Here is a 23,080-nt window from a genome sequence, read left to right on the forward strand (position 1 = left end):
AATCGTTCGGATTTTCGGCAGAAAAAACTTGAATGAAAAGGGCTTTGTGTGCGACAATAAAAGAAATCAGAATTGACCGAGCTCTTTGAGCGAGGGATACTTCTTGTCCGAAGGGCAAGAAGGTGTAACTGAGAAAACTTAGAACAATCGGTATTTGCAGGAGCAGTTTGTGACATCCCGGAACAGGAGGAGCATTTATGAAGGCTATTACAGATCGCAGAAGTATACGGAAATATAAGGATATCCCGCTGGAGGAGGAGAAGATTAACGATATTCTTCGGGCGGCGCTTTTGGCACCTTCCGCCAAGAACAGACAGCCGTGGAAGTTTATTGTGTATCAGGGAGAAGCGAAAAAACGGCTGGTGGCAGCCATGGAGAAAGGAATTAAGCGGGAGCAAAGCGGAATTACCGATCTGCCGGGTTTGCCTATGGTCTGCCGGACGCGGCTCATACGCTGGAGATCATGAAGGCTGTTCCGGTGCTGGTGGCAGTTTTAAATACGAATGGCGGCACATTTTATGAGGAGATCGGCGCGGAGCAGAGAATCGTGGAAAGCTGCGATTCGCTCTCGATCGGCGCAGCCGTGGAAAATATGCTTTTGCGGGCGACGGAGCTTGGTGTCGGCTCTCTGTGGATCGCCAACACCTGCTTTGCATATAATGAGCTGGTTCAGGAGATCGGAACGAAGGATCAGCTTACCGGCGTTGTGGCACTGGGGTACGGGGACGAGGCTCCGGCACCGCGGCCAAGAAAGGCGTGGGATGACGTGGTGGAGTACCGGTCGTAATCTGCGGAACGTGTGAGATGGCAAGGAGAATGGGCACACCTGTGCATCTGTAAAAAATCCACTGTCGGTGCGGTATTTTCATTGACGCTGTTTGTGAAATAGAGTAGAATATTTAAGGATATTAAAGCGAAATGCAACAGAAAATATAAACTAACAAATTAACACAGGAGGAGTAAACATCATGATGAGTCAGGAAATACCTTACAAAATTTACCTGAGTGAGGAGGAAATGCCGAAGCAGTGGTATAACGTTCGTGCGGACATGAAAAATAAGCCGGCACCGCTTTTAAATCCGGCAACCCACGAGCCAATGACACTGGCAGAGCTGGAGCATGTATTCTGTACAGAGCTTGCTAAGCAGGAGCTTGACGATACGACACCATATTTCGATATTCCGGATGAGATCCTTGGATTCTACCGCATGTATCGTCCGTCACCGCTGGTGCGTGCATACTGCCTGGAGAAGAAGCTCGATACACCGGCAAAGATTTATTACAAATTTGAGGGTAATAACACAAGCGGCAGCCATAAGTTAAACTCTGCCATTGCGCAGGCATATTATGCAAAGCAGCAGGGCTTAAAGGGTGTTACCACAGAGACCGGAGCAGGTCAGTGGGGAACTGCACTTTCTATGGCATGCTCTTATTTTGATCTGGATTGTAAGGTATATATGGTAAAATGCTCTTACGAGCAGAAGCCGTTCCGTCGTGAGGTAATGCGTACCTACGGTGCAAGCGTGACACCGTCTCCTTCTATGGATACAGAGGTTGGCCGCAAGATCCTTGCAGAGCATCCGGGAACAACAGGAAGTCTTGGATGTGCAATTTCTGAGGCGGTTGAAGTAGCAACTAATACAGAGGGTTACCGTTATGTTCTGGGAAGCGTGCTTTCCCAGGTACTTCTCCATCAGACAGTGATCGGTCTGGAGACAAAGGCTGCCCTTGACAAATACGACATTACTCCGGACATCATTATCGGATGCGCCGGTGGCGGATCAAACCTCGGTGGTCTTGTATCTCCGTTTATCGGCGAGATGCTCCGCGGCGAGAAGAAGTATCAGGTGATCGCTGTCGAGCCTGCATCCTGCCCGAGTCTGACAAGAGGTAAGTATGCATATGACTTCTGTGATACCGGAAAGGTTTGTCCTCTTGCAAAGATGTATACACTTGGAAGCGGATTTATTCCTTCACCAAACCATGCCGGTGGTCTTCGTTATCATGGTATGAGCTCCGTTCTTTCACAGCTTTATGCAGATGGTCTTATGGAGGCGCGTTCTGTTGAGCAGACATCCGTATTTAAGGCAGCAGAGCAGTTTGCAAGAGTTGAGGGTATTCTTCCTGCACCGGAGAGCAGCCATGCGATCAAGGTTGCGATCGATGAGGCAATGAAGTGCAAGGAGACCGGCGAGGAGAAGACGATCGTATTTGGCCTGACCGGTACCGGATATTTCGATATGTACGCATACGAGAGCTTCCATGATGGCACGATGAAGGATTATATCCCTACGGATGAGGATCTTGAGCCTGGTTTTGCAAGTCTTCCGAAAATGTAATGAATAAATGATGTGGCTTCAGACATCATTCAAAAAATGTTGATCACAAGTCCCTGCAGACGGTGTTGTCTGTGGGGATTTTGATGATTTTTCAAGCATTTTCCAGTCATATCTTCCAATCAATCTCCGCAAAATAAATGTGGGGGTGATAAAATGCTTTTGGATGTGGCAAGTGGCGGATTTGCACTTAGTCTTGCGCTGACAAATCGCACAGATCTTGTGTCGGAGGACATGAATCCGGAGGAACGCCGTGAGGCGTTGGAGAAGATCCGTAGCAGGCAGCTGGAGCAGGAGGTAGGTATTCTTGTCAATCAGATCGGAAAGATGGATCAGCCGCCGGGCTAAAGGGTTGCATGACTTTTAAACTGTAAGAATGGGTAAAACGAAAGGGCTTCTTTTCGTCAGTGGAAATTACTGTCGGAAGGAGGCTTTTTTCCGTTTCTCAAAAACATGGGTGAAAACGTTTCAAAGAGAACAGGAAACTCCGGATTTTGATGCAGAAGAAAACGGCTCAAAACGGGTAGAATCATTGACTTTTGGCGTGTAATATGATAGATTTAATTTATGTTATTGGGTCTTTTGGAGAGTTAAATTATGCAGACATAATCTGCAGAAATGGAGATGGGCATGGACTATACAAAATTAACGAATCAGGATCTGGAACAGTTGATCGAGCAGAAGGATATGGAAGCAACCTGCGAGATGGCGGACAGATGCTTGAATGGTACATATGGGGTAGAACAGAATTTAAACCGGGCATATCAGCTTTATCACAGAGCGGAGAGCAAGGGAAGCAGGCGTGCATATGTCGGTTTGGCATATATGTATGAGAATGGCATTCTATTTGGGCAGAACATTGAACTTGCCAAGAAGTATTATGAGATGGCGGGCGTTCAAAAGACGGAGTTTGCCGAGGTGCAGGAACGGAAAAAGCACTATGTGGAGATGGAATCCGGACCAAGAGAGCCGGTTCGGGTTGGCGTGGATGGACGGATCATTAACCAGATCATCAATGAGGCAGTTGGCGCGAATGATGTGGTGGAGGATGAGTCCAGACAGCATATGATGGAGATGGCTGTGAGCCGTGCACAGGAGGCGGCAGAAGCAGCGCGTATGGCAGCGGTTAAGGCACAGGAGGCAGCCGCAGCAGCAGACAAGGCAGCAGAGTATGCCAAAAAAGCCTGTCTGTAGACATGGAGGACTAAATGAAAAAGTATCGGGGAGCATCGGGAAAAATATATACCATCAATCCGGAGCCGATCGCAAAGGGTGGAGAGGGAACGATATGTGCCGTAGAAGGTGCTGATGATATCGTTGCCAAGGTATATAAACAGGAAAAAAGAACAAAGCGGCGTTTGGAAAAGCTTTCTCTGATGATTCGCTATCAATTGACTGATATTCAGCGTAAGCAGGTCACATGGCCGCTGGACGTTATCTATGAAGAGTCAGGATTTGCGGGTTATATCATGCCGAGACTCCACAGTGCGGAGGATTTTACGGTCGTATGTGGTGCCGGAATTGAGGAGATTAATCTGGAGGACCGTTTATTTATCGGATACAATATCTGTGCCGCTGTAGATACCGTACATAGCTTTGGTCAGGTCTGTGGAGATCTGAACCCTCAGAATATCTGTGTCAATCTGGATACATCAGATCCGGCAGAGGCACTTATGGTAACGCTGGTGGATACAGATTCGTATCATATTGTGAACGGACAGATGATGTACCGCTGCGAGGTTGGTCAGGCGAATTATATTCCGCCGGAGCTTCAGAAACGTTTATACGGAGGACAGAGTTTGTCATCTATGCCACTTCCGACATACAGCAAGGAGACAGACCGTTTTGCACTGGCAGTCAATCTGTTCTCTCTGTTTATGAACGGATGTCATCCGTTTGCGTGTGCGATCGATCCGGAAGAGGCAGATACGATAGACGAATCATTGGATATTCCACAGCCATCGGACAATATCCGCAAGGGATTTTCTCCGTTTTTCTACAAGAAAAAGGGAATTACATATCCGACATATGCGCCGGACTTTACATTCCTGCCGGAGAGTTTTCAGAGATTGTTCTACCGGACATTTGTGGATGGTTACAAGGATCCTACCGTGCGTGCCAGCGCCAGTGAGTGGATGCAGGTCATCATGGAGGTTTTACAGAATAAGGATTATATTAAGTGTCCGAACGGTCATATCTTTTTCATTAATAAGAAGGTGGAATGCCCGTACTGCGAGATGATACGAAAGCATCAGGAGAGACAGCGCAAGGTGCAGGCAGAGGCAGCAGCCGAGGCGAGACGGATCGCAGCAAGCCAGCCGATCCATCCGAAGGAGCATATGGCAGAGAATTATATGGATACAAGACCAAAGGAGCCATCCTTTATTGAGTCACATCTGGTATTCATTGTATACGGAGTTATTATATTGTTTATTGTTCTGTTTGTTGTATGGTATTTCAACAGCTAATAGAATGTAATATACAGGGGTTATAATGAAAAGGAATCAGGAGGAAGGAAAATGAGCGAACAGATCACGAAGGAGCAATTGTTTGGGGGAATTGCAGCACCGAGCGAACCACATATGGCATGTGTACTTCTGCTGGATATTTCCAGCTCCATGAAGGGTGCACCGATTCAGAGTCTGAATGAGGCAATTGCAAAATTTAAACAGCAGGTATGCCAGGATCCACTTGCCAGAAAGCGTGTGGAGGTGGCAATCGTAACATTCGAGACACATGTGGAGATCGTCAGTGATTTTATGCCGATTGATCAGATGCCAACGATCACATTGGAGCCGGGCGGACAGACGCATATGGCAGAGGCGATCCAGGTAGCGATCGATCTTGTTAAGAAGCGTACCCGTGAGTATCAGGGTGTCGGAGTTCCTTGCTTTAAGCCATGGATATTTATGATCACAGACGGTGTTTCCATGTCAACAAAGGAGGCAATGCAGGAGCTGCAGCCCGCATTCACGAAGAGGAGTCCAAGGGGAGTAACGGACGCCTTAAGTTCTGGGCACTTGGTGTGGATGATTATGATAAGGAAGAGCTGTTCCAGCTGACAGATCGTGTTATTGAGCTGAAGCAGCATGAATTTACCGGTATTTTTGACTGGCTGGTGGACAGCATGAGTGCTATTTCCAAGAGTCAGGTAGGAGACAGGATAGAGCTGGATAATCTGCCAGAGGGTGCTGGCATGGCAGCGGATATCGAAGAGAGGGACGTTAGCGAATGGTAGAATCCCATCTTTGATGGGTGAAGGGGCGTATGACATGTTAAGCTATGGATTTTCTATCAAAGGAAAAGCACATATTAAAACAGGTGTTGTATGTCAGGATGCCAATATGCATGGGGAGATTGCTCCCGGACTGTATATCGGTGTTGCTGCAGATGGGGTTGGCAGTGCACGTCATTCAGATATTGCTTCCGGGCTGGCAACGGAAAAGCTGGTAAAATATTTGGAGAATCATATTCAAAGTGATTATTCGGTGGAAGAGAAGATGGCATGTCTCAAGGCGGGATACCGCTATGCGGAGAAGGCAATCGAGGAGTATGTCAAAGACTGTGATGATATGCTGAATGAATATGATACCACTCTTCATGTGGTACTCTACGATGGCAGAACGGTGATCTATGGTCATGCCGGAGATGGAGGAATTTTGGTTCGGACAATGTCCGGAGAGACAAAGGTAGTCACGTTTCCACAGAAGGGCTCGGACGGTGTGTCGGTCATGCCGCTGCGGGCGGGTGAGAAGTCGTGGAAATTTGGATGCTTTCCGGAGAGAGTGGCAGCAGTTATGCTGGTGACCGATGGTATGCTGGAACGAGTTGTTCTTCCGCATTTGTTGAATCTTCCGACGACCAGAGAGGAGATTCAGAATCCTGACAGACGTAAGACGAATGTATACCTGAGTGCGACAGAATTTTTTATGAATCCGTACTGTGTATTGGGTAATAAGAATCTTCAGGATCCGATCGATCTGTATCATTACTATATCAATGGGGAGTTTCTTGATCCGGAGCAGGACTGGAAGCTGTATTTGGATTGCATGCACCGGGGTTATGAAAGTCTGTATGATGCAGCGACAGCGGACAGGATCTGCGAAACGATGACGGCGAGTGTGCCGTTATGGAATATCGAGGACACGACAGACGACAAGACAGTCGTGTGTCTGATCAATGAGGATGCGAAGATTGATGTTCCGTCGCCGGAGTATTTTCATGAGCCGGACTGGGCGAAGCTGCGAAAGCATTATGAGCATTTACTTTATCCGGCAGGCTTTGGAGGAGAGCTGTCGGCGGACGAACAGCCGCAGGCGGAGGATCATGCCGGAGACGATGGCAAAAGCAGCAAGAAGGGCGGTTTTTTCAAATCCGTTTTTCGTAAATAAATTAAGACAATAGTATAAAGAGTAATGGAATCCCGGATGGTTATTGCTGTCCGGGATTTTTGCGACAGGAAGCGGCGTAAGCTATTGTATTTTGAAAAAATGCGAGTATAATATAAGCCGAAAAAGACAAATGATATCGGATTAGAGCATTTGCCAAAAATAAAAAGAAAAGAGTGATATTATGTCTTCTATGCTTAAAAAGATTCCAAGAGAAACAGAGGTGGAGGAGGTATTTGAGAAAATCCTTCAGTCACCGGAGGCATGCGAGCGGTTGGAGGAAACCTTTTATGACCGCTTTTCGGATGAGAATATCTCTCCGGATACGAGATCACAGCATTTTGCAAGAGCACTTTTTTCGGCATATGAGGAGCAGGACATCAGTGCGCTTTTGCTGGAAATCTGCCAGAGGAGTATGTTTGATCTGCTGAGGGAGGCATATCTGATCCCGAAGCGTTTCCACGGAAAGGCTGGGGATAATCCGGTGCTGCTGACCGATGCAGAGGGCAACATGCTTGAGACATCTGCCCGCAGAATTTCTTCACATGAGTGGAATAAATATCAGGAGATTCTGAAGAATCATACCTGTGCTCCGCGGTCAAAGATCTATCTTGCGGATGGTTATGATATTGTCCGTCGGTATAAGAATAATCTGGAGATTGAAGAGGATTTTGTAAATCCGAAGCGCGGCATACTGATCCTTTACGCACTTCCGGACACTGCGGCACTCGGAATGAGCGAGGCGCAGGCGTATGCCATCATATGGGATGCTTTTCAGCAGATTCAAAAATGCGCACTTTCCGCAATGGTTTACTATGGACAGGAAACCGGAGTGAAGAATGAACGCAAATACGATGAGATCGGTGTTCTTCTGCCGATCAGCCAGTTTGAGAAGAAAATACTGCACCATTTGACGGAAATAGACGGTATTGTTCTGGCAGGCAGGGAAGCACTGATGAGGAAAGCCGGCAAAGACAGTCTGGAGTTATGAGTGCAGGATCAGGTCTTTCAGCTTTCTGGCAGCGCTGTTTAGTGGTCGTTTGATATCAGAAACCATACAGACGTAACGGCATGGGATGGTTTCCTGCAGATGGATCGGGATCACTTCGTGGTTTTGAATGGCAGGAATTGCCATGGATTCCGGAATGAATGCGAGCCCAAGATCGGATTTCACAAGAGGCAGAACCTGATCGGTTGTGGCGGCTTCTGTGTCCGGTTCCAGCTCCAGACCGTGTGACAGAAACAATTGATGATAAAAGGCAAAAGTCATCGTTTCCCTGCCCAGACAGATAAAAGGATAATTTTTCAGCTCTGCGAGTGTCAGAGTCTGACTGCTCAGTGCAGTGAATGTTTTGCCGCCGACAAGAACCTCCCGGAAGGATTCCAGCCTTATCTCCTTCAAGGGAGGTTTTGCTGTTGTAGGAGTGGTGACTATGGCAAAGTCGATCTCACCGTTTTTGACGGAATGAACTGCCTGGGGGGTGGAATGGTTATAAATCTTAAGCCGTATATTTGGATATGTCATATGGAAATGCTTCAGCCGCTCCAGCAGATAAATACTCAGTGCAGTCTCGCTGGCACCGATGGAAATGCTGCCATGCTCCAGACCGGTGCTATCCGTAAGCTCCTCCTCTGCAAGCTGTAATTGTGCCATGGCTGCAGAAACCCGGGTGTAAAGCCGTTCCCCTTCCGGGGTCAGGCGGACGCCACGGTTTGTACGGATGAAAAGCGTGCATCGAATCTCGCTTTCCAGACAATTCATGGCGCGGGTAATGTTAGGCTGGCTGTTGCCAAGTACATGTGCTGCTTTGGTGAGATTGCCGTATTTGGCAACGTAATAAAAAATCTTATAATACTCAAAATTGATGTTCATAGAAGTCTCCGTTTCTGATATATCAAATAATAATGTCAATCATATCAATAATAGCTTTTACATATTTCTATAAGGTCAGTATAATGAGTGACGAAGAAAAAAACAAGGCATTTTTATGCCGGGTGAAATAACTGAGGAGGGAAAATTATGCTGACAGCGGTAACAGGAATTAACTGGGGAGATGAAGGAAAAGGCAGGGTGATCGATCTTCTTGCCGGAGAGGCAGATGTGGTCGTGCGGTATCAGGGAGGCAACAATGCCGGACATACCGTTGTTGCTGATCAGGGCAAATTTATATTGAATCTGATCCCATCGGGAATCCTTCATGATGGTGTGACATGTGTTCTTGGCGATGGAATGGTTGTAGATCTGGAGCATCTGGAGGATGAGATTGCGAAGCTCCGTCAAAAGGGCGTGTCCGTTTCTCCGAAGAATTTGAAAATATCCCAAAGAGCGACGATCTCAATGCCGTGGCACAGAATACAGGATGAGTTGGAGGAGGATCGTCTGGCAAAAAGCGGGTCTGCGTTTGGGTCCACTCGAAGAGGAATTGCCTATGCGTACAGCGATAAGTACCGCAAAAAGACATTGCGGATGGGTGATCTGCTCCGGTTGAACGAAGAGGGCATGCAGGCGCGGCTTAAAATGATGTTGGATGCCAAAAATATGGAGCTTGCCGGATGTTATCATCAAGAGCCGATGTCATTTCCGGCACTGTTACAATGGTGCAATGAGCAGGCGGAGAAATTTGCCGATTATATTTGCGATACGGGAGCGTTTCTGGAGGAAGCACTTCAAAAGGGCAAGAAGGTGATCCTGGAGGCGCAGCTGGGAGCTATGAGAGATATTGATTACGGAATATTCCCATATACCTCCAGTTCTTCCACGATCGCGGCGTATGCTCCGATCGGTGCAGGAATACCGGGCTACACAACTGATCATGTAGTCGGGGTGTTAAAGGCATATTCCACCTGCGTGGGTGCCGGTCCGTTTGTGGCAGAGAAAGCAATGACACAGTCCTGGCAGGAGATGCTTCGCAGGCTGGGCGGCGAGTATGGAGCGGCAACCGGAAGACCGAGAAGAGTCGGTCCAATCGATATACCGGCAAGTCGTTATGGATTGAAATGCCAGAATGCAGATAAGATTGCACTGACAAAGCTGGATGTGCTGAGTGCGTTTGCAGAAATTCCGGTCATCACAGGGTATCGTTGTGGCGACAAGGTGACGGATGAGTTTGATCCGGGTTGTGATCTGGAAAAATATGAGCCGGTAGTACAGACACTGCCGGGATGGCAGCAGAGCATATCAGGATGCCGCAGCTGGGAAGAACTTCCGGATCATGCAAAAGCGTATATTGCATTTCTGGAAAAGTCTTTGAACCATGAAATTTCATTTGTTTCCGTGGGCGCTAAGAGAGACGAATATCTGTTAAAGGGAGAATGGATTTAGAGAACCTTTCGATAAAATAAAAAATATGCGGTGCCATGTCGTGCACGGCACCGCATTGAAAATATATCAAGTGCAGTAGCGGAAGGATTTGTCTGTGATGATACGGGCAAATATCAGACCAAGTGGCAGAGCCAGAATGATGAGCATCGCAGATGCAAACCAGGATGCAGAGGTGGTCAGTGACATGATGCCGAGATTATATACTGCCTTGTAAAGATACAGACCGGGAACCATTATGACAATGGCGGGAACGGTAATGGAAATTCGCGGATAGCCAAGCTTATTTTTGAGCAGAGATGCTAAAATGCCGGCAGTCAGTGCACCGATAAAAGCAGCGGCAGCAGGAGGTATTGCGACGAAATCCACAAGTTCCAGCCGAAGCGTATTTGCTATGGCGCCAATAAAAGCAGCGGCGGCAGCAATAGAACAGGGACTGTTGAACATAATGGAAAAACCGAATACACCACCAAAGCTAGTGATCAGCCGGAGCAGTAAATGTGTTCCGCTGATAGATGTAATGGAGGAAAATCCATCGGCTTCAAATGGAAGAGAAGCGCCATGATCCATGCGGTAACCGTTGCGACAAGGATGATGACGATCGCATAAGCAAGCCGTTCCAGACCGGAACGCATATCCAGCTTGGCAAGGTCGATGCCACTTGTAATAAATGGAAATCCGGGGATGATAAACAGCATGGAACAGATATAACCGGCCTCGTGCTGCAGAGAAACAGAGAAAAAGTGTTCCGCCAGATTTAATGTACCAACATAAACCAGACAGGCTGCGGCAACCGATGAGACAATGCATAAAAATAATGTAAAATGGTGCTTGGTCAATTTGCATCGCAGGAAATTACCGATTCCGGCTCCAAGGAAGGCGAGAATCATTTCGTTCAGATCGCCACCCAGAAGAAAGGTGAAGCAGCCACACGCCAGAGCGGCGGCAAAGCCGAGAGCAACCGGAGAGTAAAGTCCGTGGAGCTGCTCGATCTCGTCAAGCTGTGCATGAAGCTGTTCTCCGGACAAGTTCTCGCAGTTTTCCGGAAACTCCTGGATAAAATGCTCCAGACGATTCAGCTTGGAAGTGTTGACTCCTGTATTGGTCAGACACAGAGACTGCGAAAAACAGTGGTCTCCATCGAAACAGGTGTAGTCGATGGACATAAGACCGATATTGGCGGTGCAGGTAATGTTGAGCTGCTTGGCCAACGAATTCATTGAGCTTCGTACACGCCAGGCTCCGGTTCCGCAGGATAGCAGCATCAGACCGGTTCTTCCGATGATGGAGGCCTTTTCGGTCAGGCTGGCATTGCGTATTTTCACATCTTCCATCTGGCTTGCATAATCATGCCAGTATATTTCCATGTGGTTCTGGGGAAGTGTGTTGGTTGTCATTGGATCACATCCTTTTACATTGTGTTTTTATTAAGTATAAAACGATTCGATGAAAAGTCAAGAAATGGAAACTTCTATTGACATATTTAAAATAAATGGTAAAATAACAGTAACAATTACTGTTATTCATGAAAGGAGAATGAGATGGCTGCAATGCGATACAGTAAACAGCGGGAGGCGATCCGTACCTATCTTCTCTCGACGAAATCTCATCCGACAGCGGAAGCTGTGTATTATAATATCAAAAATGAATATCCGAAGATCAGTCTGGGTACCGTATATCGTAACCTGAATCTTTTGGTAGAGCAGGGACAGGCGCTTCGTCTGGATTGCGGAGACGGCGTGGATCATTTTGACGGAGATACAAGACCGCATTATCATTTTTCCTGTCAGAAATGTGGCTGTGTGATGGATCTGGAGATGGATCCGATCGACCATATTGATCAGATCGCGGGTGCGGGATTTGACGGAGAGATACAGGGACACCAGGTGCTCTTTTACGGCTTGTGTCCGAAGTGCAAGGCGTAGATGCGGATTGGGAGAGTGCTATTGGTAAAGAGTAGCAGCGGGTCGGCGAGTATTATTGGCGGAGCCGGTGGACGCCGGGGATGCGTTGTTGATTGAAAATGATCAAGAAGTTAGAAATTTTTTCAAAAAAGAGTTGACAAAGCGAATTAGATTTGTTATATTCTAAACAGAAACAGTAATCATTACTGTTAAGGAGAAATTGGCAATCAAAAGTAAATATTATAAAAGAAAAGGAGATTACGATTATGGCAAAGTTTGTATGTTCTGTATGTGGTTATGTTTATGAAGGAGAGCAGCCTCCTGAGAAGTGTCCTCAGTGTGGAGTTCCTGCAGATAAGTTCATTAAGCAGGGAGATGACAAGACTTGGGCTGCTGAGCATGTTGTAGGTGTTGCACAGGGTGCACCGGAGGATATCATGGCTGATCTTCGCGCGAATTTTAACGGCGAGTGCTCAGAGGTTGGTATGTATCTGGCAATGGCTCGTGTTGCTCATCGCGAGGGTTATCCTGAGATCGGTCTTTACTGGGAGAAGGCTGCTTACGAAGAGGCAGAGCACGCTGCAAAGTTCGCAGAGCTGCTTGGTGAGGTTGTAACAGACAGCACGAAGAAGAATCTGGAGATGCGTGTAGAGGCTGAGCACGGTGCTACAGCCGGTAAGTTTGACCTTGCTAAGAGAGCAAAGGCACTTGATCTTGATGCAATCCATGATACCGTTCATGAGATGGCTAGAGATGAGGCTAGACATGGTAAAGCATTCGAGGGACTTCTTAAGAGATATTTCGGTTAATTGACAAACGCTTTGTATTCGAGGGACTTTTTAAGAGATACTTCGGATAATTTGAAAGCTTGCATATGATTCTGAGGGGATGATCCGTTTGTGGTCATCCTCTTTTAAATTTTTGCACAAAAATTGAATTGTATTTCAGAAAATATTGTCAAAAATGAAATTGGACAGATTGGCGGGAAGGGACTATAATAATCTATGGTGCATAAAACGAAAAACCGATTCGATTTGGACTTCTACTACACTGGAGACCCTGTGTGGCGGAGGTTTTTTTTGTTTCAATGAGAATATTTCCGTTAACAGGAAAGGGGTTTACAGCAGTCCATTTTGAATTAAGCTTTGCTTTACGCATGTAACAATATCAGCGATAAAAGGAGGAATCATTATGATGACATTAAATGCTGAGAAAAGAGACATGAATGTAAAGGCGAAAAAGTTACGGAGAGAGGGATATGTCCCGGGAAGCTTGTGCGGAAGAGATCTGGAGGAATCTGTACCATTGAAGATATCCGAATTTGAGGCAGAGCGTTTCATGAGAAAGAACATGAAGGGCAGCAGAACGGTATTGCAGATCGGAGAGCAGAAGTACAATGCAATCGTGAAGGATGTTGATTATAATCCTTTGATGAAGAGAATCATGTTTATTGATTTCCAGATGCTGGTTGCCGGCGAGAAGATTTCTACGACAGCACAGGTTGTATTGCTGCATGAGGAGCTGGCAAAGGGCTCCGTTGACGAGGAGATTTCCGAAATCCATTATAAAGCAGATCCGGCGGATATTGTGGAGAAGGTTTATATTGATTTCGAGAAGCTGGGAGATCAGAAGTGTGTCAAGGTAAAGGATATCAAGGAACTGATGAATGACAAGATCGAGCTGATCACTTCAGAGGATGCAACAATCGTAGATATTTCAGAGGAATCTCAGTACGAGGAAGAAACTGAGGACGCCGAGGGAGAAGCGGAGGCAGTTGCTGCATCATAGTGGTGCAGTGTATAGATGTTTATGACACATAAATGCCAACTCAATAAAACAAACGGGACTGCAGAATGCGTTCTTTGCCGGAGGTTTCGGCGGGGATGCGGGGTAGTCCCGTTTTGTTTGCATGCAGATCATCTGTTGTCTGCGGAATAAAAACGTAAAATGCGCCACGGAAAATGTTATGTTGACAGGGGAGCCTGTTTGGTATAGCGTATTATTGTTGATAAAAATTATCGGTAATCGAAGAGGGCAAAAGATATGACATTAAAGGAACTAGAGACAGGTAAGAGTGCTGTGATCCGTACAGTGGGAGGAAAGGGTGCGTTGCGACAGCACTTTCTGGACATGGGAATGATTCCCGGGGCAGAGGTGACGGTAGTGAAATTGGCACCTATGGGGGATCCGATGGAACTGCAGGTGCATGGATATGAGCTGACGCTCCGGCTGGCGGAGGCAGATCAGATTGAGATTGCGCCGATCGATCAGAGAACAAGGAGCCACGCCGGCAGTGAACGGCTGCAGGCAACAGAGCATCCGGGACTTGGTGAGGAAGGAAAATATCATTCTAAGGAGGATGAGAATCCGCTGCCGGAGGGGACACTGCTCACCTATGCTCTTGTCGGCAATCAGAATTGTGGAAAAACGACATTGTTTAACCAGCTTACCGGATCGAACCAACATGTCGGTAATTTTCCGGGTGTTACGGTGGATCGTAAGGATGGAGCGATCAAAGGACATGCAGAGACAGATATTACGGATCTTCCGGGCATTTATTCCATGTCGCCATACAGCAGCGAGGAGATCGTATCAAGGAATTTTGTGCTGGATGAGAAGCCGCGGGCATTGATCAATATTGTTGATGCGACGAATATTGAGAGAAATCTTTATTTGACGATGCAGCTTCTGGAGATGGATATTCCGATGGTTGTTGCATTGAATATGATGGATGAGGTGACAGGCAATCAGGGAGCGATTGATGTGAACGGAATGGAGGCACTGCTCGGAGTGCCGGTAATTCCGATTTCTGCGGCGAAGAATGAGGGCGTGGACGAGCTTGTGCGTCATGCACTTCACATTGCAAAATATCAGGAAAAACCTCTGCGTCAGGATTTTTGCGATAAAAATGACCACGATGGAGCGGTTCATCGCTGTATCCATGCCGTTATCCATCTGATCGAGGATCATGCGGAGCATGCCGGGATTCCGGTGCGTTTTGCGGCGACAAAGGCAATCGAGGGGGATCCGTTAATTCTTGAGAAGCTGGCATTGGATCAAAATGAGACGGAGATGCTGGAGCATATTGTGCAGCAGATGGAAAGGGAGCGTGGTCTGGATCGCAGTGCCGCCATTGCGGATATGCGGTTTGATTTTATAGAGCGTCTTTGCGAGCAGACAGTGGTGAAACCCAAGGAGAGCAGAGAACGGATCCGGAGTGAGCGCATTGACCGTGTGCTGACCGGAAAGTACACGGCAATTCCCTGCTTTGTGGGGATTATGGTGCTTGTGTTTTATCTGACCTTTAATGTGATTGGGGCGTGGCTTCAGAATATTCTGCAGATGGGGATTGACGCAGTGTCCGATATTGTGGACAGAGGCTGGCGGCGATGCAGGTCAATGAAGCGGTGCATAGTCTGATCATTGATGGAATTTTTACCGGTGTGGGAAGTGTTTTAAGTTTCCTGCCGATTATCGTGACACTGTTCTTCTTCCTGTCCATGATGGAAGATAGTGGATATATTGCCCGTGTGGCATTTGTGATGGACAAGCTCCTGCGAAAGATTGGTCTGTCTGGCCGGAGTATTGTACCGATGCTGATCGGTTTTGGCTGTACCGTTCCGGCTGTTATGGCGACAAGAACGCTGACCAGTGAACGTGACCGCAAAATGACGATTCTTTTGACACCATTTATGAGCTGCACGGCAAAGCTTCCGATCTACTCTTTCTTTGTCAGCGTATTTTTCCCGGGACGCGGTGGACTTATCATGGCGGGTCTGTATTTGTTTGGTATTGTTACAGGAATATTGATCGCATTTCTGTATAAAGGAACACTTTTTCAGGGGGAGCCGGTGCCATTTGTGATGGAGCTTCCGAACTACCGTCTGCCGGGAGCAAAAAACGTGGCACAGCTTCTGTGGGAGAAGGCAAAGGATTTCTTGCAGAAGGCATTCTCGGTGATTTTAGTTGCTACAGTTGTTGTATGGTTCCTGCAAAGCTTTAACCTGCGCCTGAATATGGTAACCGATTCGGCGGACAGTATTCTGGCGGCTGTTTCTTCGCTGCTTGTGCCGGTATTTGCACCACTGGGGCTGGGTGACTGGAGGATCTGCACCGCTCTGCTCAGTGGTTTTATGGCAAAGGAAAGCGTTGTATCTACTCTGGGCGTCCTTTTTGGCGACAGCATCGGTTCCGTGTTATCACCGGTTTCTGCGGCGTCGCTTTTGGTGTTCAGCCTGTTGTATACGCCGTGTGTGGCAGCAGTGGCATCCATCAGGCGGGAGCTTGGCGGCAAATGGGCAGTGGGCGTGGTGTTCTGGCAGTGCGCTGTAGCGTGGATCGCTGCGATGCTGGTGCGGCTGGTTTTATTGTAACAAAAACGGTATGAGGTAAAACGGTTTGAATAATAGGTTTTCTTCTTTGCTGACATCCTTTTGGGATAATAAATAAATGTTGCGCACATGCTTTGAATATTTTTTATAAAACTGTTTTATGGATTCGTGTTTTCCTGTACCCGAAGACTTAATTTCGAAAGCATTGATCTTACTTCCTTCCGAAATCAGAAAATCTACTTCATAATAGTGGGTACTGCCGTGTTTTTCCCAGGTATGATAATAAAGCTCTCTCCCGGCTGCAGCAATCATCTGGGCGGCAAGGTTTTCGTACAGGAACCCCAGATTTGCAGGGAGCTTGTCGGACAGCAGCTTGGCATATATATCATTTTCGGTCACCGGACGGTCAATAAACATGAGCGTGACAAATAATCCGGTATCAGAAAGATATAATTTATAGCTGTCAAAGTCTTTTGTGTCCGGCAGACTTGCTCCCGGATCCGTGGAATTATAGCAGGGTAAGATTGTTTTTGAGTCGCCGGGCTCCTTCAAGTAAAATAGCATATTTCCCGGAATACTGCTGCTTCCATTCTAAAAACTTCTGATAGGCTTTTCTTCAAGATTATTATATAGTAAAATGTACTTTTCTTCAAAACTTTTGGATTTTATTTACTATGAGAAAGGATTGGAGTTATGCGTAAATATATGCTACAATAGTCTCATCATGTCAAAGGAGAGGAATGTATGGACGCACATCAGAAAAAGAAGATAGCACCGATTGTTATTACTGTATTGATCGTTCTGTATTATCTGCTTTATTTCTGTCTGGTCATCAGCCTTGTGCCTGCAGTGCTTAAGGTGGTGCTGGCAGTGATCCCGGCGGCGTTAGGCGGAGCGATGATATATGTCTGTATGGAGAGAATCAAAGAAATCGATGGAGGAGAAGAAGATGATCTTAGTAAATACTGATTACATTACCGGAAAGGAACTGGAGATGCTGGGGCTGGTGAAGGGAAGCACAATTCAGTCCAAGAATGTTGGAAGAGATATTACACAGAGCCTGAAGACTCTGGTGGGCGGCGAGTTGAAAGCGTACAATGAGATGATGACGGAGGCACGGGCGCTTGCTACTAAGAGAATGGTGATGGAGGCGCAGAGCATGGATGCAGATGCCGTTGTGAATGTGCGCTATGCGTCCTCGGCAGTGATGCAGGGAGCCGCTGAGGTGATCGCGTATGGAACGGCAGTAAAGTTTAAGTAGACAAGGGGAAATTATGCGCCAGATAAAAATGATCCGATTTTATATGGGAAGAATAAAGCAATAAAAAAGAGTTGCCTTGTTGAAAAGCAACGTATATACATTGCGAAAAGAAAAAGCAACGAAAAAGAGTTGCACAATTTTGGATCATAAGATAAAGTATATGGTATGAGGTGAATTACATGAAATATGCAGCGATAATGTTTGATGTAGTAGAGTCCCGGAAATATTATGATCGATATGATGTACAAAATGTATTAATGGGATGCGTGGATTATCTAAATACTATATATGAACAAGGAATCAAGAAAAAGGTAGTATCTAGTGCAGGGGATGAATTTCAAGGTTTGTTTTTAGATTTACAAGCCGCATTTTTATATATTAAAAAATTACAGCTTTTAATATATCCTATTAAGATAAGGTGTGGTATAGGATATGGCAAAATAAAATATGACGTGGAAGAATGGACGTCGTCTGCTTTTGATGGAGAAGCATATTATTTGGCAAGGGATGCGATCAATGCGGTTAAACGAAAAAAAAGTAATGTCATATGCTTTAATACAAATTCAAAATATGACAGATATTTAAATGAATTTTGTTTATCAACTCAGCAGATCAGGTTGAGACAACCGCAGGTTGCAAATATAATTGAGATTATATCAGATATTATGCTACCCCTTAAGGACAGCTGGGAGGATACTTCGTTTTATAGCTGGTTATTGGACAATAGATACAAATTGTTAGAACAAGAATATTGGAGCGTGGGGTATAGAAGACAGGAGAGTCCGGAAATGCCTGTCATAAATTATGAAATACTTTACGAAGATAGAAATTTATATTATGAAAAGAAAGCTGACAAGCTGTCATTTTATATGGATGAATTTTGGGTTCGTGGTATGTCAACAGAAATTGCTCGAATTATGAATACTTCTCGGCAAAATATCGACAGATATATAATATCAGCGAGAATAAAGGAAAGGAGAACAAGGGATAAAGCGATATTTGATTTACTAGGGGAGGATATATGGAAAACTATTTGATTTTATTGATATTCCATTTGATTGGTGATTTTTACTTGCAAACAACAAAGGTCGCAAGATGTAAAAATGCAGCAAAGGGAGAATTGTGCGGAGAATGTCAGAAGTGTAAAAATAATATATGGTTTAATGGAGAATATTTACTAATGCATTCCGTGCTGTATATTGTTCCGTTTTTGGTGTTGTATTTTGTGGCGGGATGGAAATCTGCGACTGGTGCCATAGCGATATTATTGGCAACACATATATTGATAGATGCAACGGCTTGTTATTTTAACAAGAAAATGAAACAAACAGTTGTCTTTATTATTGATCAGATGCTGCATATGGGAGTTTTGTGCATAATATTACACATTTTTGGGTTCAACTGTGATGCCGGCCGTTATTATGAAGCGTTGAAAATTGTTTTTTTGAGTCTTGCGCTGATAATGCCATGCTCAATAATGATCAATAAATTGATTCAGGATATTTATCCTAATTCAAATGAGACGGGTATGTTTGATGTTGGTTCTATGATAGGAGTTATGGAACGGATATTGACAGTTGTTTTTGCCTGTTTAGGAAATTTTTCTGCTATTGCGATAATAATTACGATAAAAACTTGGGCGAGAACAAACGATTTAAAGGAGGCAGAGTTTAGAAATAAGTATCTGCTGGGAACATTAACAAGCTTGGTTTTGGCATTGCTGATTTTTATTATTTATAACGAGTTGTAGGAAAGCATTGCAGATGGAAGAGGGAAATTATGCGCCAGATAAAAATGATCCGATTTTATATGGGAAGAATATCGAGGAATCTCGCAGTTTTTATACGCTGGGGGATTTTCTCGGCGTTTGCAGGGCTTTTCGTGGGAGCCTTCAGTACGCTTTTTGCGTTTTGTCTGCGTCAGGTGACAACGTTTCGGACACAGAATCCGTGGATAATCCTGTTGCTGCCTTTGGCAGGTGTTGTCATTGTGTTTTTGTATGGAGTATTTCGCTATAAGAATGATAAGGGAACCAATATGGTGCTTTCCTCAATTCATGCGGAGGCAGAGGTGCCGTTTCGGATGGCACCTCTGATCTTTATTTCGACGATCATTACGCATTTGTTCGGCGGAAGTGCCGGTCGTGAGGGGGCAGCACTGCAGCTTGGCGGAAGTATCGGACAGCAGCTTGGCAAGCTGTTCCGGTTTGACGAGAAGGACCAGAGGATTGTTGTTATGTGTGGCATGAGTGCGGCATTCTCGGCGATTTTCGGCACACCGATCGCAGCGTCAATATTTTCGATGGAGGTTGTCAGCGTCGGCGTTATGTATTATGCGGCGTTGGTACCGTGCGTGTTTTCCTCGCTTGTGGCATCGAAGTTTGCGACGCATATGGGAATCGGACCGAATGTGTTCAAGATTCGTCATATGCCAATGTTTCAGGTGGTGCCCAGTCTGAAGATCATCGGGCTGGCGTTGTGCTGTGCGGCACTCAGCGTTGTTTTCTGTATGGCACTTCATTCTCTGGGAGATTTCTATCGGAAGAGACTGAAGAATCCATATATACGGATTGTAGTGTCTTCGTTGGTGATCATTCTGCTGACGATTCTTTTGCAGACAGACGATTACATGGGAGCCGGTGTGCCGGTAATCCAGCGTGCGATCCGCGGTCAGGTGGATCCGCTTGCCTTTGTCTGGAAGATTGTTTTTACGGCGCTTACACTGGAAGCGGGCTTTAAGGGCGGTGAGATTGTGCCGTCGTTTTTTGTTGGTGCGACATTCGGCTGTCTGTTCGGGCAGCTTCTTGGGATTTCGCCATCGCTTTGTGCGGCGGTCGGAATGATGTCGGTATTCTGCGGTGTTACTAATTGTCCGATCACATCGATGCTCATTGCGTTTGAGCTGTTTGGGTATCATGGAGTGCCGTTTTTCCTGCTCGGAATCAGCGTCAGCTATCTCATGTCGGGCTATTACGGGCTTTATCATGACCAGACGATCGTGTACTCCAAGTATAAGACGGAATATATCAATCGAAAGGCGCGGGAATAGCCCCCAACATCATAATAATCTAAAAAATGCCGGGACAGTGTATCGCATTGCCCCGGCATTCGCTATCTGTTTGTTATTCTCTTGATGTGATGGGCTCTGTAAGCTCGTCCAGATGTCCCTCGTAAATAAAACGCAGAAGATTGTTCGTCTGACGCAGTGCCTTTGCCAGCAAAGGCGCCGGAAGTGTAAGATTCTCCGTGAAATCCGCGAATTCGTCCAGATCAACGACTTCCACATGCTTGTCCGGATAAATTAATACATCGATCAGGAGATCGTGGAAGATGTATGTATTCTCATTCGGGCGGTATTCTGTCTCGATAATATCACAGTACCAGTACACAAGCCTGTCAGCAGCATCAAAGACCTTGCTGATCTTGAAGCCTTCCTTCATATAATACACAGAAATACCGTGGTCAATATCTTTGCGCGGTTTCAGAATGTTCCATTTCGTCACAAGAATATTATCGTCCCGATAGAGGATCAGATCATCCTTCAATTCGACGGTTTCGTCTGGCATGTAACGCCTGCGGTACAAATGAATGGTATCCATGGTATTCTCCTTTGTGCGTATGTTTTTGTTCGCGGTACTGAAGTGTTACAGATAATTATAGCGGGCTTGCAGGGGATTGTAAATAATTTTTTCTGTAAAATGTATCCTGTGGACTTTTTGTACAAATTATTATATAATGTAACCGTATTTGTAGATTTTTGTGCAATTCTTTCATGGATGCGAAAGAATTGCAAAATGGTGTTATAGTCATGAACAAAAAGGAAAAAAATATATTGAGAGCCTTTGTGATGGTGTCACAGGTCAGTATCACGATTCTGGTGCCGATCGCTCTCAGCGGATGGATCGGCTGGTGGCTGAATGGGCAGTTTCACACGCAGATATGGTTTCTTATAATGATCGTACTTGGTGTAGGGGCAGCATTTCGCAATGTTTATTATCTGACAAAGTCCTTTTATTCAGAAGACATGAAAAAGGAGCATGAGCGCCTCCAATATATAGAAGCTTTGAAGAAGCAGGGACAGGCGCGCAGGGAACAGACGGAAAATGCTTCCGGAGAGCAGAAGGATGCAGACAGGAAGAATTAAAGTTTTGTCGGAATAGTCGATATAGCGATTGTTTATTGTATCGGATAATATGGAGGATTCGTATGAGACAGGCGAAACAGACTCTGAAGGAGCTGATGGCAGGTCTGGCCGTGTGGGGAGGGTTTGTGTTTGTGATCCTGATGATCGTATCCCGGCACAGACTGGCAGTGGCGTGTGGACTTCTGGTGGGTATTGGTACTGCTGTGTGGCTTATATGGCATATGTACCATCATTTGGACATCGCCCTTGATCTGGGGGAGAAGCATGCGGCGCGCCACATTCAGGTGTCCTCTGTGAAGCGTTTTCTGGTAATGGCAGTCGTACTGGCGGCAGCTATGATGGAGTATCGTTACATTCATCCGATTGGAACGGTGCTTGGAATGTTTGGAGTGAAGATATCGGCATTTATGCAGCCGAAGATTCACAGGATCATGACATCGCAGAACAGACAAAAGAAAGCGGATGAGAGCAAAGCTCATCGGCAGAATGTCTCAGGCGATGCACAGGGATGAGTATTCACCGCTACAGCCGGTGGTTTACACATAACAGAAGAAGGCAGGGTAATCCTTCTTCGTAAATAAAAGAAAAGGAAGGTGAGAATGTGGGAATCAGGGTCTTAGCCATTTCGAAGGGGCTGGGAAGTGCAATACCTGTATACGCAGACAGCAGCGCACAGGTGGATTTCTTTATCCACGGATATACGAAGCTGCGGTTTCTCGGACAGGATGTCTATTTTACGACAACGCATATATCAATGATCATCGTTATTCTGGCGATTCTTGTATTTGCGTTATTTGCAAACCGTGCTATCCGGAAAGCAGATCCAAATGAAGTACCGGGACCATTTTTGAATGCGGTCGAATTGATCGTAGAGATGTTAGACAAGATGGTGGCGGGTTCCATGGGAAGTAAGATTGCCGTGAAATTCCGTAACTATGTCAGCGCACTCTTTATATTCATTCTGGTCTGTAACCTGTCGGGGCTTTTGGGACTTAGAGCTCCAACCGCAGATTACGGAGTCACATTTCCGCTGGCGCTGATCACATGGTTTATGATTCAGTTCAATGGATTTAAGTATCAGAAGTTCGGTAAGATCAAGAGTTTGTTTGAACCAATCTTTCTGTTCTTCCCAATGAATCTGATCAGTGAGTTTTCAACGCCGATCTCAATGTCTCTCCGTCTCTTCGGTAATATCTTATCGGGAACGGTTATGATGGGATTGCTCTATGGTTTGCTGCCAAAGGTTCTGACGCTGGTATGGCCGGCGGCGCTTCATGCGTATCTGGATGTTTTCTCAGGATGTATTCAGACGTATGTATTCTGTATGCTGACGATGTGCTTTGTTGCGGATGCGATCGGCGAAACAGAGTAGTTGAAAAAGATTTTATTTTAAGGAGG

Annotated in this window: 25 protein-coding genes and 2 pseudogenes; 23 read left to right on the plus strand and 4 right to left on the minus strand. The window is 45.9% G+C overall.

Annotation, left to right across the window (positions count from 1 at the left end; all coding sequences use genetic code 11):
- The first annotated feature begins 197 nt into the window (after positions 1 to 197).
- The 10 genes from DXA20_RS17050 (at position 198) to DXA20_RS01930 (ending at position 7,715) form a co-directional block, all read left to right on the plus strand.
- On the plus strand, positions 198 to 467 hold the full coding sequence (locus DXA20_RS17050; protein ID WP_279222340.1) for a nitroreductase family protein: 270 nt from the start codon (positions 198 to 200) through the stop codon (positions 465 to 467).
- On the plus strand, positions 464 to 787 hold the full coding sequence (locus DXA20_RS17055) for a nitroreductase family protein (protein WP_279222341.1): 324 nt from the start codon (positions 464 to 466) through the stop codon (positions 785 to 787). Before DXA20_RS17050 ends, DXA20_RS17055 begins: the two co-directional genes overlap by 4 nt.
- 181 nt (positions 788 to 968) lie before the next feature.
- Positions 969 to 2,339, plus strand: a complete 1,371-nt coding sequence (locus tag DXA20_RS01895) for a TrpB-like pyridoxal phosphate-dependent enzyme (protein ID WP_118559079.1) — start codon at positions 969 to 971, stop codon at positions 2,337 to 2,339.
- A 153-nt stretch (positions 2,340 to 2,492) separates the two neighbouring features.
- Entirely contained in the window at positions 2,493 to 2,684 is a 192-nt protein-coding gene (locus tag DXA20_RS01900) for a hypothetical protein (protein WP_022305495.1), read from the plus strand.
- A 282-nt stretch (positions 2,685 to 2,966) separates the two neighbouring features.
- Complete coding sequence (locus DXA20_RS01905) at positions 2,967 to 3,530, plus strand: tetratricopeptide repeat protein (RefSeq protein WP_158577092.1); 564 nt, start codon at positions 2,967 to 2,969, stop codon at positions 3,528 to 3,530.
- A 14-nt stretch (positions 3,531 to 3,544) separates the two neighbouring features.
- Entirely contained in the window at positions 3,545 to 4,804 is a 1,260-nt protein-coding gene (locus DXA20_RS01910; protein WP_118559081.1) for a hypothetical protein, read from the plus strand.
- A gap of 51 nt (positions 4,805 to 4,855) precedes the next feature.
- Positions 4,856 to 5,398, plus strand: a complete 543-nt coding sequence (locus DXA20_RS01915; RefSeq protein ID WP_118559082.1) for a VWA domain-containing protein — start codon at positions 4,856 to 4,858, stop codon at positions 5,396 to 5,398.
- Positions 5,362 to 5,574, plus strand: a complete 213-nt coding sequence (locus tag DXA20_RS01920) for a hypothetical protein (RefSeq protein ID WP_118559083.1) — start codon at positions 5,362 to 5,364, stop codon at positions 5,572 to 5,574. Before DXA20_RS01915 ends, DXA20_RS01920 begins: the two co-directional genes overlap by 37 nt.
- A 34-nt stretch (positions 5,575 to 5,608) precedes the next feature.
- Positions 5,609 to 6,727: a protein phosphatase 2C domain-containing protein gene (locus tag DXA20_RS01925; protein ID WP_158577093.1), complete on the plus strand. Its 1,119-nt coding sequence runs from the start codon at positions 5,609 to 5,611 to the stop codon at positions 6,725 to 6,727.
- A gap of 181 nt (positions 6,728 to 6,908) precedes the next feature.
- Entirely contained in the window at positions 6,909 to 7,715 is an 807-nt protein-coding gene (locus DXA20_RS01930; RefSeq protein WP_243100493.1) for a DUF4866 domain-containing protein, read from the plus strand.
- On the opposite strand, the gene DXA20_RS01935 is transcribed toward DXA20_RS01930, so the two are convergent.
- Positions 7,710 to 8,597, minus strand: coding sequence for a LysR family transcriptional regulator (locus DXA20_RS01935; protein WP_022305490.1), 888 nt, complete (start codon positions 8,595 to 8,597; stop codon positions 7,710 to 7,712). The two genes, DXA20_RS01930 and DXA20_RS01935, sit on opposite strands and share 6 nt — an antisense overlap.
- Positions 8,598 to 8,744: 147 nt before the next feature.
- Here DXA20_RS01935 and DXA20_RS01940 point away from each other — a divergent pair, with 147 nt between their 5' ends.
- Complete coding sequence (locus tag DXA20_RS01940; protein ID WP_022305489.1) at positions 8,745 to 10,046, plus strand: adenylosuccinate synthase; 1,302 nt, start codon at positions 8,745 to 8,747, stop codon at positions 10,044 to 10,046.
- A 66-nt stretch (positions 10,047 to 10,112) separates the two neighbouring features.
- On the opposite strand, the pseudogene DXA20_RS01945 reads toward DXA20_RS01940, so the two are convergent.
- Positions 10,113 to 11,440: pseudogene (locus tag DXA20_RS01945) on the minus strand (threonine/serine ThrE exporter family protein).
- Positions 11,441 to 11,584: 144 nt separating this feature from the next.
- On the opposite strand from DXA20_RS01945, the gene DXA20_RS01950 reads away from it, so the two are divergent.
- The 4 genes and pseudogenes from DXA20_RS01950 (at position 11,585) to feoB (ending at position 16,320) form a co-directional block, all read left to right on the plus strand.
- Complete coding sequence (locus tag DXA20_RS01950; RefSeq protein ID WP_118559085.1) at positions 11,585 to 11,968, plus strand: Fur family transcriptional regulator; 384 nt, start codon at positions 11,585 to 11,587, stop codon at positions 11,966 to 11,968.
- A 245-nt stretch (positions 11,969 to 12,213) separates the two neighbouring features.
- Positions 12,214 to 12,756, plus strand: a complete 543-nt coding sequence (locus tag DXA20_RS01955; RefSeq protein WP_022305486.1) for a rubredoxin-like domain-containing protein — start codon at positions 12,214 to 12,216, stop codon at positions 12,754 to 12,756.
- A gap of 382 nt (positions 12,757 to 13,138) precedes the next feature.
- Positions 13,139 to 13,735, plus strand: a complete 597-nt coding sequence (locus tag DXA20_RS01960) for a 50S ribosomal protein L25 (protein ID WP_118559086.1) — start codon at positions 13,139 to 13,141, stop codon at positions 13,733 to 13,735.
- Positions 13,736 to 13,990: 255 nt separating this feature from the next.
- Positions 13,991 to 16,320, plus strand: a pseudogene (feoB, locus tag DXA20_RS18255) (ferrous iron transport protein B).
- Here feoB and DXA20_RS01970 read toward each other — a convergent pair.
- On the minus strand, positions 16,312 to 16,842 hold the full coding sequence (locus tag DXA20_RS01970; protein ID WP_118559087.1) for a DUF4143 domain-containing protein: 531 nt from the start codon (positions 16,840 to 16,842) through the stop codon (positions 16,312 to 16,314). The pseudogene feoB and the gene DXA20_RS01970 overlap by 9 nt on opposite strands.
- A gap of 180 nt (positions 16,843 to 17,022) precedes the next feature.
- Between DXA20_RS01970 and DXA20_RS01975 the strand changes: the two genes are divergently transcribed.
- From DXA20_RS01975 to DXA20_RS01995, 5 genes are all read left to right on the plus strand, one after another.
- A complete protein-coding gene (locus DXA20_RS01975; protein ID WP_118559088.1) occupies positions 17,023 to 17,247 on the plus strand; it encodes a hypothetical protein in 225 nt (74 codons plus the stop codon).
- Positions 17,228 to 17,539 carry a YbjQ family protein gene (locus DXA20_RS01980; protein ID WP_118559089.1) on the plus strand — a complete coding sequence of 104 codons (312 nt, stop codon included), beginning with the start codon at positions 17,228 to 17,230 and terminating at the stop codon, positions 17,537 to 17,539. The genes DXA20_RS01975 and DXA20_RS01980 overlap by 20 nt, the downstream gene beginning before the upstream one ends.
- Positions 17,540 to 17,718: 179 nt before the next feature.
- Positions 17,719 to 18,576, plus strand: a complete 858-nt coding sequence (locus tag DXA20_RS01985) for a SatD family protein (RefSeq protein WP_118559090.1) — start codon at positions 17,719 to 17,721, stop codon at positions 18,574 to 18,576.
- The gene (locus tag DXA20_RS01990; RefSeq protein WP_118559091.1) at positions 18,561 to 19,289 is read left to right on the plus strand and encodes a DUF3307 domain-containing protein; all 729 of its coding nucleotides are present in this window, start codon (positions 18,561 to 18,563) and stop codon (positions 19,287 to 19,289) included. Before DXA20_RS01985 ends, DXA20_RS01990 begins: the two co-directional genes overlap by 16 nt.
- A 29-nt stretch (positions 19,290 to 19,318) precedes the next feature.
- A complete protein-coding gene (locus DXA20_RS01995) occupies positions 19,319 to 20,587 on the plus strand; it encodes a chloride channel protein (protein ID WP_118559092.1) in 1,269 nt (422 codons plus the stop codon).
- A 73-nt stretch (positions 20,588 to 20,660) separates the two neighbouring features.
- On the opposite strand, the gene DXA20_RS02000 is transcribed toward DXA20_RS01995, so the two are convergent.
- Positions 20,661 to 21,104 carry a DUF402 domain-containing protein gene (locus DXA20_RS02000; RefSeq protein ID WP_022305478.1) on the minus strand — a complete coding sequence of 148 codons (444 nt, stop codon included), beginning with the start codon at positions 21,102 to 21,104 and terminating at the stop codon, positions 20,661 to 20,663.
- A 242-nt stretch (positions 21,105 to 21,346) separates the two neighbouring features.
- Here DXA20_RS02000 and DXA20_RS02005 point away from each other — a divergent pair, with 242 nt between their 5' ends.
- The 3 genes from DXA20_RS02005 to atpB all read left to right on the plus strand — a co-directional run bounded on the left by DXA20_RS02005 (position 21,347) and on the right by atpB (position 23,054).
- Positions 21,347 to 21,682 (plus strand): AtpZ/AtpI family protein, encoded by a 336-nt coding sequence (locus DXA20_RS02005; RefSeq protein ID WP_158577094.1) that lies wholly within the window; start codon positions 21,347 to 21,349, stop codon positions 21,680 to 21,682.
- Between the two features lie 62 nt (positions 21,683 to 21,744).
- Complete coding sequence (locus DXA20_RS02010) at positions 21,745 to 22,194, plus strand: ATP synthase subunit I (RefSeq protein WP_118559095.1); 450 nt, start codon at positions 21,745 to 21,747, stop codon at positions 22,192 to 22,194.
- An 89-nt stretch (positions 22,195 to 22,283) separates the two neighbouring features.
- Positions 22,284 to 23,054 (plus strand): F0F1 ATP synthase subunit A, encoded by a 771-nt coding sequence (gene atpB / locus DXA20_RS02015; protein WP_022305475.1) that lies wholly within the window; start codon positions 22,284 to 22,286, stop codon positions 23,052 to 23,054.
- The last annotated feature ends 26 nt before the right edge of the window (positions 23,055 to 23,080 follow it).

It is taken from the genome of Roseburia sp. AM59-24XD (assembly GCF_003478445.1).
GTDB lineage: Bacteria > Bacillota > Clostridia > Lachnospirales > Lachnospiraceae > Jutongia.

Excerpts from the sequence above, each read along its gene's own strand:
- DXA20_RS17050 (WP_279222340.1), top strand. The coding sequence starts at position 198 with ATGAAGGCTATTACAGATCGCAGAAGTATACGGAAATATAAGGATATC.
- DXA20_RS17055 (WP_279222341.1), top strand. The coding sequence starts at position 464 with ATGAAGGCTGTTCCGGTGCTGGTGGCAGTTTTAAATACGAATGGCGGC.
- DXA20_RS01895 (WP_118559079.1), top strand. The coding sequence starts at position 969 with ATGATGAGTCAGGAAATACCTTACAAAATTTACCTGAGTGAGGAGGAA.
- DXA20_RS01900 (WP_022305495.1), top strand. The coding sequence starts at position 2,493 with ATGCTTTTGGATGTGGCAAGTGGCGGATTTGCACTTAGTCTTGCGCTG.
- DXA20_RS01905 (WP_158577092.1), top strand. The coding sequence starts at position 2,967 with ATGGACTATACAAAATTAACGAATCAGGATCTGGAACAGTTGATCGAG.
- DXA20_RS01910 (WP_118559081.1), top strand. The coding sequence starts at position 3,545 with ATGAAAAAGTATCGGGGAGCATCGGGAAAAATATATACCATCAATCCG.
- DXA20_RS01915 (WP_118559082.1), top strand. The coding sequence starts at position 4,856 with ATGAGCGAACAGATCACGAAGGAGCAATTGTTTGGGGGAATTGCAGCA.
- DXA20_RS01925 (WP_158577093.1), top strand. The coding sequence starts at position 5,609 with ATGTTAAGCTATGGATTTTCTATCAAAGGAAAAGCACATATTAAAACA.
- DXA20_RS01930 (WP_243100493.1), top strand. The coding sequence starts at position 6,909 with ATGTCTTCTATGCTTAAAAAGATTCCAAGAGAAACAGAGGTGGAGGAG.
- DXA20_RS01935 (WP_022305490.1), bottom strand. The coding sequence starts at position 8,597 with ATGAACATCAATTTTGAGTATTATAAGATTTTTTATTACGTTGCCAAA.
- DXA20_RS01940 (WP_022305489.1), top strand. The coding sequence starts at position 8,745 with ATGCTGACAGCGGTAACAGGAATTAACTGGGGAGATGAAGGAAAAGGC.
- DXA20_RS01950 (WP_118559085.1), top strand. The coding sequence starts at position 11,585 with ATGGCTGCAATGCGATACAGTAAACAGCGGGAGGCGATCCGTACCTAT.
- DXA20_RS01955 (WP_022305486.1), top strand. The coding sequence starts at position 12,214 with ATGGCAAAGTTTGTATGTTCTGTATGTGGTTATGTTTATGAAGGAGAG.
- DXA20_RS01960 (WP_118559086.1), top strand. The coding sequence starts at position 13,139 with ATGATGACATTAAATGCTGAGAAAAGAGACATGAATGTAAAGGCGAAA.
- DXA20_RS01970 (WP_118559087.1), bottom strand. The coding sequence starts at position 16,842 with ATGCTATTTTACTTGAAGGAGCCCGGCGACTCAAAAACAATCTTACCC.
- DXA20_RS01975 (WP_118559088.1), top strand. The coding sequence starts at position 17,023 with ATGGACGCACATCAGAAAAAGAAGATAGCACCGATTGTTATTACTGTA.
- DXA20_RS01980 (WP_118559089.1), top strand. The coding sequence starts at position 17,228 with ATGATCTTAGTAAATACTGATTACATTACCGGAAAGGAACTGGAGATG.
- DXA20_RS01985 (WP_118559090.1), top strand. The coding sequence starts at position 17,719 with ATGAAATATGCAGCGATAATGTTTGATGTAGTAGAGTCCCGGAAATAT.
- DXA20_RS01990 (WP_118559091.1), top strand. The coding sequence starts at position 18,561 with ATGGAAAACTATTTGATTTTATTGATATTCCATTTGATTGGTGATTTT.
- DXA20_RS01995 (WP_118559092.1), top strand. The coding sequence starts at position 19,319 with ATGCGCCAGATAAAAATGATCCGATTTTATATGGGAAGAATATCGAGG.
- DXA20_RS02000 (WP_022305478.1), bottom strand. The coding sequence starts at position 21,104 with ATGCCAGACGAAACCGTCGAATTGAAGGATGATCTGATCCTCTATCGG.
- DXA20_RS02005 (WP_158577094.1), top strand. The coding sequence starts at position 21,347 with ATGAACAAAAAGGAAAAAAATATATTGAGAGCCTTTGTGATGGTGTCA.
- DXA20_RS02010 (WP_118559095.1), top strand. The coding sequence starts at position 21,745 with ATGAGACAGGCGAAACAGACTCTGAAGGAGCTGATGGCAGGTCTGGCC.